This is a genomic window from Labilibaculum euxinicum (genome assembly GCF_963678175.1).
Taxonomy (GTDB): Bacteria; Bacteroidota; Bacteroidia; order Bacteroidales; family Marinifilaceae; genus Labilibaculum; species Labilibaculum euxinus.
Window position 1 is genome coordinate 513,212 of the sequence record NZ_OY782756.1, and the last position, 13,585, is coordinate 526,796.

General features: G+C 35.0%; 14 protein-coding genes. 11 read left to right on the plus strand and 3 right to left on the minus strand.

The window, feature by feature from the left end; genetic code table 11:
- Positions 1 to 78: 78 nt before the first annotated feature.
- From ACY0M5_RS02270 to ACY0M5_RS02285, 4 genes are read left to right on the plus strand one after another with little or no spacing between them, the layout of a single operon-like run.
- The gene (locus ACY0M5_RS02270; RefSeq protein WP_461630681.1) at positions 79 to 2,700 is read left to right on the plus strand and encodes a YfhO family protein; all 2,622 of its coding nucleotides are present in this window, start codon (positions 79 to 81) and stop codon (positions 2,698 to 2,700) included.
- Positions 2,693 to 3,916 (plus strand): CDP-glycerol glycerophosphotransferase family protein, encoded by a 1,224-nt coding sequence (locus tag ACY0M5_RS02275; RefSeq protein ID WP_461630682.1) that lies wholly within the window; start codon positions 2,693 to 2,695, stop codon positions 3,914 to 3,916. The genes ACY0M5_RS02270 and ACY0M5_RS02275 overlap by 8 nt, the downstream gene beginning before the upstream one ends.
- Positions 3,916 to 5,151, plus strand: a complete 1,236-nt coding sequence (locus ACY0M5_RS02280) for a CDP-glycerol glycerophosphotransferase family protein (RefSeq protein ID WP_461630683.1) — start codon at positions 3,916 to 3,918, stop codon at positions 5,149 to 5,151. Before ACY0M5_RS02275 ends, ACY0M5_RS02280 begins: the two co-directional genes overlap by 1 nt.
- 9 nt (positions 5,152 to 5,160) lie before the next feature.
- Positions 5,161 to 5,550 (plus strand): adenylyltransferase/cytidyltransferase family protein, encoded by a 390-nt coding sequence (locus tag ACY0M5_RS02285; protein WP_101309747.1) that lies wholly within the window; start codon positions 5,161 to 5,163, stop codon positions 5,548 to 5,550.
- 36 nt (positions 5,551 to 5,586) lie between these two features.
- Here ACY0M5_RS02285 and ACY0M5_RS02290 read toward each other — a convergent pair whose 3' ends face one another.
- Positions 5,587 to 7,059, minus strand: a complete 1,473-nt coding sequence (locus ACY0M5_RS02290; RefSeq protein ID WP_124993402.1) for a lipopolysaccharide biosynthesis protein — start codon at positions 7,057 to 7,059, stop codon at positions 5,587 to 5,589.
- Between the two features lie 190 nt (positions 7,060 to 7,249).
- Between ACY0M5_RS02290 and ACY0M5_RS02295 the strand changes: the two genes are divergently transcribed.
- The 5 genes from ACY0M5_RS02295 to queA all read left to right on the plus strand — a co-directional run bounded on the left by ACY0M5_RS02295 (position 7,250) and on the right by queA (position 11,218).
- Positions 7,250 to 8,122 (plus strand): cell division protein FtsX, encoded by an 873-nt coding sequence (locus tag ACY0M5_RS02295; RefSeq protein WP_101309749.1) that lies wholly within the window; start codon positions 7,250 to 7,252, stop codon positions 8,120 to 8,122.
- A gap of 133 nt (positions 8,123 to 8,255) precedes the next feature.
- Entirely contained in the window at positions 8,256 to 8,498 is a 243-nt protein-coding gene (locus tag ACY0M5_RS02300) for a DUF3098 domain-containing protein (protein ID WP_101309750.1), read from the plus strand.
- Between the two features lie 58 nt (positions 8,499 to 8,556).
- The gene (locus ACY0M5_RS02305) at positions 8,557 to 9,345 is read left to right on the plus strand and encodes an undecaprenyl-diphosphate phosphatase (protein WP_124993401.1); all 789 of its coding nucleotides are present in this window, start codon (positions 8,557 to 8,559) and stop codon (positions 9,343 to 9,345) included.
- A gap of 37 nt (positions 9,346 to 9,382) precedes the next feature.
- Positions 9,383 to 10,087, plus strand: coding sequence for a tRNA pseudouridine(55) synthase TruB (gene truB, locus ACY0M5_RS02310; protein ID WP_156194838.1), 705 nt, complete (start codon positions 9,383 to 9,385; stop codon positions 10,085 to 10,087).
- An 81-nt stretch (positions 10,088 to 10,168) separates the two neighbouring features.
- Positions 10,169 to 11,218 carry a tRNA preQ1(34) S-adenosylmethionine ribosyltransferase-isomerase QueA gene (gene queA, locus ACY0M5_RS02315; RefSeq protein ID WP_124993399.1) on the plus strand — a complete coding sequence of 350 codons (1,050 nt, stop codon included), beginning with the start codon at positions 10,169 to 10,171 and terminating at the stop codon, positions 11,216 to 11,218.
- A gap of 102 nt (positions 11,219 to 11,320) precedes the next feature.
- On the opposite strand, the gene ACY0M5_RS02320 is transcribed toward queA, so the two are convergent.
- Entirely contained in the window at positions 11,321 to 11,752 is a 432-nt protein-coding gene (locus ACY0M5_RS02320; protein ID WP_124993398.1) for a globin domain-containing protein, read from the minus strand.
- A gap of 97 nt (positions 11,753 to 11,849) precedes the next feature.
- Positions 11,850 to 12,545, minus strand: coding sequence for a Crp/Fnr family transcriptional regulator (locus tag ACY0M5_RS02325; RefSeq protein WP_124993397.1), 696 nt, complete (start codon positions 12,543 to 12,545; stop codon positions 11,850 to 11,852).
- Between the two features lie 219 nt (positions 12,546 to 12,764).
- Here ACY0M5_RS02325 and ACY0M5_RS02330 point away from each other — a divergent pair, with 219 nt between their 5' ends.
- Both ACY0M5_RS02330 and ACY0M5_RS02335 read left to right on the plus strand, forming a co-directional pair.
- Positions 12,765 to 13,202, plus strand: a complete 438-nt coding sequence (locus tag ACY0M5_RS02330) for a NifB/NifX family molybdenum-iron cluster-binding protein (protein ID WP_461630684.1) — start codon at positions 12,765 to 12,767, stop codon at positions 13,200 to 13,202.
- A gap of 17 nt (positions 13,203 to 13,219) precedes the next feature.
- Positions 13,220 to 13,582 (plus strand): CoA-binding protein, encoded by a 363-nt coding sequence (locus ACY0M5_RS02335; RefSeq protein ID WP_461630685.1) that lies wholly within the window; start codon positions 13,220 to 13,222, stop codon positions 13,580 to 13,582.
- Positions 13,583 to 13,585 lie beyond the last annotated feature (3 nt).

A 13,585-nucleotide genomic window follows, 5' to 3' on the forward strand; every position in this document is an offset into this window, starting at 1 on the left:
AATTAAATAATTAAAATTAAAAAATATGAATTATGAATTGATTCACTACTAATTCATAACTCCTAATTCATAATTACCATGAGCTTCAAGTCGATCATCAAGTCCCTTATTCCCCATTTATCAGCCATCATCATTTTCCTAATTATTGGATTTGCATTTTTTCAGCCTATATTGGATGGAAAACAGCTAAGAAAAGGAGATACCTTAAATGCTCTAGGCTACAAAAAGGAAATCATGGATTTCAGGAAATCCACCGGAGAAGATCCTTTGTGGACCAATTCTATGTTTGGAGGAATGCCGGCCTATCAAATCTCCGTTGAGTACAAATCGAAGTTCATGCAATTCTTTAAAGAAGCCATGGAACTGCATACTCCGAGTCCGGTACGCTATTTAATGATCTATTTAATTGGATTTTATATCTTACTAATATCATTACGGGTAAATCCCTGGCTCTCCATCGGAGGTGCCATTGCCTATGCCTTTTCAACCTATTTCATTATCATTATTGGTGCCGGGCATCTCTGGAAAGTAAATGCTTTGGCTTTTATTCCACCAGCCCTTGCGGGAATATTGCTTACGCTCCGGGGAAAATACATTTTAGGCGGATTGCTCGCATCTTTCTTTCTGATACTCGAATTGTATTCCAATCACATACAAATGACCTACTATTTTCTGATTACGGTTCTTTGTATTGTCGGGTTTGAATTTTATTATCGCCTGAAGCAGAAAGAATTAAAGCAGTTTTTTACTGCCATTGGAGTTTTAGCCATTGCATCAATTCTGGCTGTTGGTGTAAACAGTTCCAATCTTTTCAATTCATACGAATACGGAAAACAAACCATTCGTGGTAAATCGGAACTAACTCTTGGCAATAAAGACAACAAAACCAATGGTTTGGATAAGGATTACGCCACTCAGTGGAGTTATGGAATTCAGGAAACTTTAACCCTGTTAATTCCAAATGCAAAAGGTGGTGCCGGATCTCCTCAGGAAGCAACTCAGCTGGTGAGTTACCTAAGCGGTGGACAAATTGAAAATGTAGCCAAATACTACGATATTGAACCAATAAAAGACCATCATTACTGGGGGAATCAGCCTTTTACAGCCGGCCCTGTATATGTTGGTGCTGTTATTCTATTCCTATTCTTTTTAGGATTGATTATTGTTCCCGGACGTTTCAAATGGGGACTTTTGACAGCCTCTATATTAGCAATTATGCTGTCGTGGGGACATAATTTCCAATTCCTTACCGATCTGTTTTTAGATTACTTTCCCCTGTACAATAAATTTAGAGTGGTTTCGTCCATTCTGGTTGTCGTTGAGTTGTGTGTTCCAATTTTGGCAATTTTAGCCGTTAAAAAGGTATTGGATGAGCCTGAAATCCTACAGAAAAAAGTAAAATTATTTTCTGTAAAGTCGAATGTCTTAATCTTGCCATTACTACTAACAGCAGGAATTTCATTGCTTCTATATTTGCTTCCATCTCAATTCATGGATTTTATTACGAAGCCTGAAACAAGCTATTTTGCGCAAATAAAATCAGGAAATCCGAATGCTGTTACTTACATCAATCAAATTGAATCTGATATTTTTAATGCACGTGTTTCTATTTTTAGAGCCGATGCATTGCGTACCATTCTTTTTGTTGGCCTAATTGCGGTACTTCTTTTCGGATACAGTAAAAAGTGGTTCCAAGCTAACATTCTAATTGCTGGTGTTGTTGTTCTGATTTTGGTTGATTTATGGCCGGTTAACAAACGCTTTTTAAATGCAGACAGCTTTGTTCCAAAAAAAGAACTGAAAGTTGCATTCAGCCCTACTCAAGCCGATTTTGAAATTTTGCAATCTGAGTTTTCATCTCGACCGGAATTACAACCATTGGCTAAAAAAGCACAGGATGAATATAAGAAAGAGAACCGCAGAGCTAGTAAATTAGAATTGGCTATTGTTCCTTTCACAGTACTAAACCAACACAGCAATTACCGGGTTTTAAACACTTCTGTTCAAACCTGGCAGAATGCGAGCACTTCCTTCTACCATAAATCAATTGGTGGTTATCACGGAGCCAAGTTGCGACGTTATCAGGAATTAATTGATCATCACATCACAAAAAACAACATGAAGGTGATCAACATGCTAAATACCAAATACATCATCACACCCGATAAAGAGAAAGGAAATCAGGCACAATTGAATCCTGATGCTTTAGGTGAAGCATGGATTGTTCCCAACTACAAAATTGTTGCCAATGCCGATGAAGAAATCATGGCTTTAAATACCTTCGATCCTGCAAAAGAAGCTTTAGTTGACAAGCGTTTTGCATCTCAATTGGAAGGATTTACAAGTCAGGCTGATTCTTTGGCAAGTATTTCAATGGAAACATATGCCCCCAATAAAATCACTTATCAGTTCAATGCAAAAAGTGACCAATTGGTTATTTTCTCAGATATTTATTATCAGCCGGGCTGGAATGCCTATGTAGATGGTAAATTGTCTCCGCACTTTAGAGCCAACTACATATTACGGGCGATGAAAGTTCCCGGAGGAAAGCATAAAATCACCTTTAAATTTGAGCCAAAAGCAATGACAGTTACCGAAAATATATCTGTTGCCAGCATGGTTTTATTCTTTTTGCTGCTAGCCGGAGGAGTTGTTTTTGGAATTAAAAATATCCGAAAAGAAACGATTGAAAATGAATAGTCAGTACTCCCGAACACAACAGTTTGTGAACTTCATGCAGAAAATTGTTTTTCTGCATATTGTTTTGTTTTTAATGCGCCGCTTTTACTTTTTGCTGGAAAAATTGGTCCCAAAAGACAAACGAATTGCGCTCTTCTTTCTCACCGAAAAGGTATATTTCGACAATTCGAAGTATTTGTTTGAGTACATGCGGGAAAAAAATGATTTCAACAGCATTCTGTTCACACCTTACAAATCTTTGTACCGTAAATTAAACGCTAAATTTCCTGGAGAAGTCGTTTATTCCTGGTCGTTAAAAGGCTTTTTCCTCTTTTTAAGAACCAAGCATGTCATTCTTTCCTATGGAATTAGTGCTGCTGCTTTTAAGCCATTCTATTTGCACGAAAAATGCAAAAACATCATCTATCTGGGGCATGGCACGCCCATGAAAAAAATGGGCCTGCAAACGCCGCCTTGGCGCAAATATGCCAAACACAGGCAATTGCAAAAATACAGTTACATGGCAGCATGTTCTCCGTTGGAACAGATCATTCATGCCGCCGGATTCAATATTGACATGAACGATGTTTGGGTGAGTGGCTTGCCTCGTAACGATTATTTGCTTCAGGATATCAATTTAAGTCCGTCTTTATTGGTTGCAAATCCATTTCTCGACCGTAAAATTATTTTATACGCTCCAACCTGGCGCGAAGAAGGTTACAAAACTCACTTTTTCCCTTTCGGGGATTTTGATGCAAAACGGCTTTCTAATTTTCTGGAGAAAGAAGATGCCTACATCTTGGTTCGTGGTCATAAAGAGGATATAAAACGAAAGTCTGTTGAAAAAACTCATGATTTCTTTTCTATTGACAGAGTACTAAAAGCTGATCAGGACCGATTCCCCGATGTGTATGAATTATTGCCTTACGTAGATGTTTTGGTAACCGATTATTCATCACTTTGGATTGACTACCTGCTTTTGGATCGGCCAATTATTTATTTGCCATACGATTTAGACGAATACAAGCAATACAAAGGCTTTTTTATCGATTTCGAGGAGAATACTCCTGGAGCAAAGTCAAGCACGCAAAAAGAATTTATAACGCATTTACAACGCTATTTCGAACAACCTCAGACTCATGCCAAGTGGCGCAAAAAAATCAGGGATATGTATCACACTTATCAGGATACAGAGAGTTGCGAGAGAGTGTTTCAGGAAATTAAAAAATTGAATTAATGAATCTCAACAAATACTCCAAACCAATCATTTTCATTACCACCTTATTGGGCTGGATATTTATAGTTCCAATCACCTATCTTATTCCAAAAAAAAAGAATCTGATGGTGCTTATGGGAGCAAAAGATGGTTTTTTTATTGATAATGTGAAGTTCTTTTTCCTCTACTTATCGGAAAAGGAAGAAGATCAGGAATTCTATTTCCTGACCGCAAATAAAGAGACTTATGAATCACTCAAACATCAATACAGCAACATATTGTACTACCCATCAGCCAAGGCCTATTGGATTTCGCTGAGATGTAAGGTTTTTGTAGTTGATAATTTTTCGTGGATGGATAATTGTCGGTTTCAGTTATTCTGGCGGGCAAAAATTATTCAAATCTGGCACGGAATAGGCTTCAAAAAGATTCAGCGCGACAACAAATTCTTTATTCAGGAAACCAGCTCGCTCTACCGCAGATTTATTTTGAATTTTGTTGGAAAACTACCTGTTTACGATGCACTTATCTCAACAGGAGAATTCTTTACCGAACATTTTTTCAAACCTGCATTTATTTCAGACCACTTTATTGATACAGGATATCCGCGTAACGACATCATTGTAAACCCAATAAAATATAAGAATGCATTAATCAACTCGGATGAGAAAACCATTCAAAAGGTGATTGAATTGCGTAAAAAAGGAATCAAATCAATCTTGTATGCACCAACCTTTCGGGATACCGGAGGTGATGGTATTTCCGATGGAATTCTTGACCTTCATAAATTGAATGAATTCGCCATTAAAAATGATTTTGTATTTGTTTTCAAGCTGCATCCATTGCCACAATACAAGACTATCAGTAACGAATTCGAACGCATTCTTTGGTACGATAATGTGAAAGACGTATATCCTCTTCTTCCTGAAATTGATGGTATGGTGAGCGATTACTCTTCCATTTACATGGATTATATTTTACTGAACAGGCCGGTGTTTTTCCTGCTGTATGACCGCGAAAAGTACGAAACCAAAGATCGTGAATTACATTCCTTCTTCAACGATTTTATTATTGGATCTATTTCTACCACTCAAGAAAAACTGGAACAGGATTTACTCAGTACATTTACTGAAAATGACGATTTTGTTGGAGGTAGAACCCAAATTATCGAAAAATCATATCTAGATACAGATGATAACAGTTCTCAAAGAATTTTTAATTTCATTCAGGAACATTATCTTCGCAGGAATCAATAAAGCAAAACTATGAAAAGAGTAATCACCTTTGGAACATTTGACCTTTTTCACATCGGACATTTACGGATTTTAGAACGTGCCAAAGCACAAGGTGATTATCTTATTGTTGGTATTTCAACCGATGCTTTAAACTATTCCAAAAAGCAGAAAAATCCAATCTACTCAGAAAAAGACCGAAAGCGAATTATTGAATCGCTTAAAGTGGTTGATGAAGTATTTTACGAAGAATCATTGGAACTAAAAGGAGATTACATCAAACAATTCAATGCTGATGTTTTAGTGATGGGAAACGACTGGGAAGGCCGTTTTGATGAATTCAAATCACTTTGCGAAGTGGTTTATCTGGAACGAACTCCATCTATCTCAACTACCGAAATAATTGAGATTATTAAAGAGTAGTTTTATTCTTAGCTGCTGATATCAAAAATAGAAAACTTACCTCCAGCCCAATTTTTCACGAACAAATTCGTTAAAATCATTCGAAATTTTAAGAAAAAAAGTGAGCAGTAAATAAATACCTCCTACCAGAGTACTTCTTACAATAATATCAAATACAAACCAATCCATTTTTGGCAGTAAATAACCTAAATAAAAAGACGTAAGAGCAATCCCTAAAACAAATAGATATTTCCTGTTAATTGGTTGAAATCCATAGGTTTTCCAAAGAAATATGTATTTCATCAGATTAAAGATAAAGCTGGCAGTAAGTGAGGCTGCGGCTGCACCAACAATTCCCCAAACTGGTATCATAATCAAATTAGTAACAACTACCAAAGCACCAAAAATAAGCATAAACAGTGTTTGTATCCGATATTTAGGCGAAGCTTGAATTACCACACCACTAATACCCGACAGCATCTGTATAACATGCGAAATCCCAATGAAAAACATTACATATTTTCCTGCAATGTATTTATCCGGAACTATCTCAAATACATTTTCAACGTTCACCCAGACTCCAATAAACAGCAAACAACCTGTCATAAATTGATGCAAACCGCTTTGCGAATAAACTTTCCCAATGGTTGCAAGATCATCGCGTTTCCAAGCCTCAGCAATTACGGTACTTGCTATCTTCTTTAATGTGCGTGAAGGCATTGAAATTAGCATCCCAAAATTTGCCATTGTTGCATAAATACCATTTGCACCTAAACCAATAAAACTTACAATCATTATTCTGTCGATATTAGCCGTTAACTTATCGCTTAAACCATTCAGAATTCCAAATAAGGAAACATTAACCATAGATTTTCGAAGTTTGGGTGTTACGAACTTCAGATTAGATGCAAAAGAAATCTGACCTCGCTTTAGAAGAAGCAGAAATAGTAAAACAGTTGGTAAACAAAAAGCCACTACATATAAAAATACGAACTGCGAAAACTCCAATATATCTTTCCAGAAAAGGAGAATGATACAAAAGTTGATAAGTTTAAATACAATATCCCGATAAATTGTTCCCGAAACTGCATCGTACATCACTCTATTGTATCCTTCGAATAAATTAAAAAAGAGTGTGAAAAATACCAAAGGAATCAAATAAATCAGGTAATTTAAATAAAGTGGTGATTCGTTTGAATATAAACTGACAGCAACAGGATGCAAAAGAAAATAAGCAATCAAAGAAAGAATGAAGCCAATCATCCCAACCCAAAACAGAATGAACAAATATCCATTATGATTTCGATTTTCATTTCGAAAATAAGGGAACAATCTTGCTGTAACATTATTGAACCCGAAAGAAGAAAACTGCGTTGCAATTGTTGCAATTGCTACCAACCAATTCAACAAACCTATTTGGTCTGCTCCCAAAATCCTCGGAAACAAAATCCCAGTATTTATAAATCCTAAAATGGCTCCAAAATAGGAAACCACAGTTCCTTTAATGGTTTGTTGACGAATGATTCCCACCTTGCTTTTTTGTGTTAGGTTCTGATTTAATCACAAATTTAACAAAATTGATTTCTTGTGAAAGCATTTCAAATTCATATAAGTATGATACATTTTGATTGAAAAATTGTATTTTCGCATGTCATCCGGTCAAATCCGGATTAACATCTGATTAAATATATCGGGTAGAATTCTTTAATATTCATTTCAAATGGCATACAAAGAAAAAGGTACAAAACGAAGACTTCGCTCCTCTTACATTACTTCAGTAATTAGCATTTCATTGGTTCTATTCATGTTAGGATTAATGGGCTTACTAATTTTAAATGCCAATCAGATTTCCAATTACGTAAAAGAAAATATTGGAGTCACAGTGGTTTTAAAAGACAATATCAAAGAAGTTGAAATTCGTCGTTTGCAAAAAATATTGGATGCCAGTGATTATGTGAAAGCCACAAAATATGTAGATAAAGAAACTGCTGCCAAAGAATTCGAGAAAGAGTTAGGCGAAGATTTTATCTCATTTTTAGGCTACAACCCACTTCGTGCCTCGATAGATGTAAAATTATATGCTGGATATGCAAATACAGATAGTATTGCGGTAATTGAAAAGCATTTATTAAAGCAATCGCAGGTTCAGGAGGTTGATTATCAAAAGTCATTGGTGCATTTGGTAAACGAAAATGTGAAAAGAATCAGCTTAATTATATTAGCGTTTAGTGCTCTGCTTTTCACAATATCATTTACTCTAATCAACAACACCATACGCTTATCCATTTACTCTCAACGCTTTATAATTAACACAATGCAATTGGTTGGTGCTACAAGAGGATTTATACGCCGGCCATTTATGGCTAAAACCCTACTGCATGGCGTAATAGGAGCACTAATCGCCAACGCAATGCTTTCGGGTGTCATTTACTTGTCACAAAAAGAATTAAGTCAGGTAATCAATTTTAGTCATGTTGAAATGATTGGTGTCTTGTTCTTACTGATTCTATTAATCGGACTTTTCATTACCTGGATATCAACCTTATTTGCTGTAAACAAATACTTAAGGCTTGAGTCGCGTTCGTTGTATTAAGAAAAACGTTAACGTGTTAAAAAATCATAACACGAGACACTTCAGGAACTTTAGGCACGTTTACCTCTAGGCACTTTAATTAGTTTATTGTAAATTTGGCATCTAATTGTCAAAACCGACAAAATTTGAGAACATGAACAAACAAGATAAAAAACTGGATTTTGCTCTTTCAAAAGAAAACTACAAACTTATCGTTATTGGGTTTGTTATTATTATAGTAGGATTCTTACTCATGATGGGCGGTGGATCGGATGATCCAAACGTATTCGATGAAAGTATCTTTAGTTTTCGAAGAATTACCTTAGCTCCAATGGTGGTGTTATTTGGTTTCGCTTTCGAAATCTACGCCATCATGAAAAAGCCGAAAGAACAATAAATATCTCCTTTTATGTATTTTTTCGGTTAACTAACCGAAAATTTTTCTTTTTAATAATATGAACTGGATTGAAGCCTTACTTTTAGGCTTACTGCAAGGATTAACTGAATTTTTGCCGGTAAGCAGCAGTGGTCATTTAGAAATCGGCAAAGCCTTGTTAGGCATTCATGCCGAAAATAATTTAGTATTTACAGTGGTTGTGCACGGTGCAACAGTTTTAAGTACCATAATTGTATTTCGAAAAGATATTCTTGAACTTTTAAAAGGTCTTTTTAGTTTTCAGTGGAATGAATCGACACAGTATATTGCTAAAATTGCAGTCTCTATGATTCCAATCGGAATTGTAGGCGTGTTTTTTAAAGATCAGGTGGAAGAAATTTTCAATACTGATAAAATCTTGCTGATGGTAGGCTTTATGCTTTTAGTAACGGCTGCGTTTCTTGCATTTACATACTATGCAAAACAAAAAGAAAAAGAAATTTCATTCAAAGATGCCTTTATTATAGGTATTGCTCAAACAGTTGCTGTACTTCCCGGAATTTCGAGATCGGGAGCAACCATTGCAACCGGACTGCTTTTAAAAAACAAAAAAGCTGAAGTAGCCAAATTCTCGTTTTTAATGGTTTTAGTTCCCATAATTGGGGAAAACATTCTAAGTGTTTTTAAAGGAACATATACTTCACAAGGATCGGTTGAATTAATGCCGTTACTAGTCGGTTTTATTGCCGCTTTCCTTTCGGGATTACTGGCTTGCAGCTGGATGATTAAATTGGTGAAAAGAGGGAAATTAATCTATTTTGCAATTTATTGCCTGATTATCGGACTAATTGCTATTTTTGCAGCCTAATTACAAAATAAGGCATTCCCGTTAAATCCGATTCTAAATGATTCAATTTGAAACCGATAATGATTTTCAAGAAGGCGCTTTACTTCTTTTTAATAAGCCTTACGAATGGACTTCGTTTGATTTAGTAAACAAGATAAAGCATAAAATCAAGCACAAGTTTCATTACAAAAAAGTAAAAGTCGGACATGCAGGAACACTTGATCCTTTAGCCACAGGATTGTTGATTGTTTGCGTTGGGAAATACACAAAAAAAATAGACAGCTATCAATCGCAGGTTAAAGAGTACATTGCCACACTAAAATTAGGAGAAACCACTCCTTCTTTTGATTTGGAGACAGAAATTGATCAGATTTACCCTACCGAACACATCACTAAAGATCTGATTGATGACATCTTAAAAAGTTTTATTGGCGAAATACAACAAAGACCACCTGACTATTCTGCAGTAAAAGTAAACGGGAAAAGAGCTTACGAATATGCCCGAAAAGGACAGGAAATTGAGATAAAAAAGAAAACGCTGGCAATTGATGAAATAGAAGTTCTTGAGTTTGAAAAGGACATCTTAAAAATAAGAGTTGTTTGCAGTAAAGGAACCTACATTAGAGCTCTTGCCCGCGATATTGGCCAAAAACTAAATAGCGGCGCACATTTAACTGCTCTTGAAAGAACTAGAATCGGCGATTTTCATATCAACGATGCCCTTGAAATTGAAGATTTTATAAAATTCTTAGAAAATTTATAACTATCTTGCGGTCTTTTCGTAAAAGGGAAAGCTTTGCTATCGCCTATCAACAAAAATCCAATATAAAAGTCATTCAGCATTATGAAGTTATCGAAGTTTAAGTACAAATTACCAACCGAACTTATTGCTTTACATCCAGCCTACAATAGAGATGAATCTCGCTTATTGGTGCTTCACAAAGATACAGGTAAAATCGAGCATAAAATCTTCAAAGATCTTATTGATTATTTTGATAATGAAGACGTTATGGTTTTCAACAACACAAAAGTTTTTCCTGCTCGTTTGTATGGCAACAAAGAAAAAACAGGCGCTGAAATCGAAGTATTTTTGCTAAGAGAATTAAATCGCGAGCAAAGATTATGGGATGTTTTAGTTGATCCTGCCCGTAAAATCAGAATCGGTAACAAATTGTATTTTGGCGATGATGATTTATTGGTTGCTGAGGTAATCGACAATACAACTTCAAGGGGAAGAACTCTTCGTTTCTTATACGATGGCCCTTACGAAGATTTTAAAAAGGCACTTTACGGATTAGGAGAAACTCCTCTTCCTAAATTTATAGACCGTGCAGTAGAACCTGAAGATGCAGAACGTTACCAAACAATTTTTGCAAAACATGAAGGAGCTGTTGCCGCACCTACTGCAGGTATGCACTTTAGCCGTGAGCTAATGAAGCGTTTAGAAATTAAAGGAGTTGATTTTGCAGAGGTTACTTTACATGTTGGTTTGGGTAACTTCAGAACTGTGGATGTTGAAGATTTAACCAAACACAAAATGGATTCGGAACAAATCGAAATTAACGATTTGGCCGTGAAAAAGGTAAACAGTGGAAAGAAAAAGAAGAAAAATATTTGTGCTGTTGGTACAACTGTTGTTCGTACTTTAGAAACCTCAGTATCAACTCAGGGAACATTAAAGCCATTCGAAGGGTGGACCAATAAATTTATTTTTCCTCCTTACGATTTCAGTGTTCCTGACAGCATGGTTACCAATTTCCATTTGCCGCTTTCAACTTTACTGATGATGGTTTGTGCATTTGGAGGATACGATAAAGTAATGGCTGCTTATCAGGAAGCAATCAAAGAAAAATATCGTTTTGGAACTTATGGTGACGCAATGTTGATTATCTAAGATCAAAATATATATCCAGAAGAAAAGCTGTTGAATTCAATTTCAACAGCTTTTTTTATCTCTAAACGACACATTAAAACTTTTTCCCTTGGTTCCTGATCCTTATTCCTCCGAATTCACCATCCAGCTCGAAAATACATCCAGATAATTCCAGTAAGAAAGGATTAATTCTTCAGGTACATCCAGCTCGGGCAAAAGCTTTTGGTAGCACTGCATCCAAACCTGACGTGCTTCTCTTGTTATTTTAAAATTTGCATGCCTTTTAACCAACATGGGAGCTCCTCTGTTCTGATTAAAATACTCTGGTCCGCCTAAAACCTGAATAAAAAAATCGGATGAACGAAGTTTTGCCGCTTCAAACTCATCTTTATCCTGAGGAAACAAAGGACTAAACTTACTTTCTCTCAACATTTCATAATGATCGTCGACTAAGTTTCGAATTCCACTTTCCCCCAAATACTTTAAAAGATCCTTATTAGGCTTAGTTACTTCTGGTCTTGCCCCAAAAGGATAATCATTAATTTTTAATTCCATCTCTTTACTCTTTATCAGATAAAATGATTCGTTTTTATAAATTTAAATAAGCTAAACGATTATATAAGAATACTTTACCTCCTATTTAACCGTAAAATTAACCTCTCCTATTAATTTCTTCCAGTACTTTTTTATTGGTGATTACAATTTTTTTCCCATCTAAGGAAATTATGCCTTCTTTCTCAAACTCTTTAATAAATTTAACTGCACTTTCCACACTTATGGATGCAAAATCAGCAATATTTTGGCGAGTTAAATACTCATAAACATTTTCATTAATAAATATCTCCGAAGATAAATATAACAAAGCAGAAGCTAATTTCCCTCTCATCTGTTTGTAGGAGATGTTTTGAATAATATCAATATACCTATTTTCATTATGGCAATTCTTAGAATTTATTTCCATTGCAAATTCAGGATTTCTCAATAATAACTCTTTTAAAGCCTGCTTATCTATGATACAAATATTCGAATCTTTTAAAGCAATTGCAGAATAAAGATATGTGTCTTTCCCAAAAATGGAAGAAAAAGCAATTAAATCACCCTTTTTAGCCAAACGAATATTTATTTGCTTGTTCTTATTCGTCTGAAGGTAAACTCGCACTAATCCTTGATTTACAAACAACACATGTGGGGCAAATGCTCCTTGCTTAAATACAGTTTCATCCTTAAAAAACTTAACTTGTTTTTTCTTTTCATTAATGATTTTTAAATCTGTAAGTCCCAGATTTTGAAAACAATCGATATTTATCTCGTTATTTTCTTTGTTATTATCAATCGAATTAAAAGTCATTCTGTTTTAGTGTTTATTCGCTATAAATGTACCTAATCGTTAAAAAAAGAATATCACGAATGAAAAGAGAATTATTATCTCGTTGCAAAAAAGTTATCAAATTTCAATTCTAAATCCAGAATACTCCATTTCCTGTTACTTGTTTTCGCTTGAGACTCCTACTATTTTTGACTTGGTAAATTTATCAAGAATAAATAAGGATAACAATCTCTATACACTATGAATAATTACAAAATAATATTTGCCTTTGCGGTTAGCCAAACCAATAAATTTGAAGCAAAACATTTTGGTGATGTAGATAAATATCTAATCTATGAATATTCTAACGAATCCTTTAGTTTGGTTTCTCATCAAATAAATAAGCATAAAGACATGGATGAGAAACAAATTCATGGCTCCATAAAAAAAGGAGATGCAATTATTAAACTCCTAGAAAAGAATCATGTTCAAATATTGGTATCCCTACAATTTGGACGAAATATTACCCTAATTAATAAACATTTTATTCCTGTAGCTATTCATAATTGTAATTCGGAAAATGTTTTTGAAATTCTATCGAAACATATTAAATGGATAGCCGACGAACTAGAGATTAATCCTCCAGAATACAGACTTTTTTCCATCAATCCGGGAGCCTTAAAAACTACTATAAAATAACGCAATAATAATTACCAATGAAAAACAAAACCTTAATAATTGGAGCCAGCTTAAATCCAGAGCGTTACTCCTATAAAGCCGCAGATAAATTATTAGAGAACGGACACGATATTTATATGATTGGAAATAAAGCAGGAACGCTATTCCATCATAAAATTGTAAAGGAGCAAACTCCTTATACTGATGTTGATACAGTTACTATGTATGTAGCGGCAAAAAATCAAGTTTCCTATTACGAATATATCATCTCGTTACATCCACGTAGAGTAATTTTTAATCCAGGTACTGAAAATACTGCCTTCGCAACACAGCTAAATTCTCGAGGAATAAAAACAGAAGAGTCCTGCACACTAGTGTTGCTAGCAACAAATATTTACTGATAC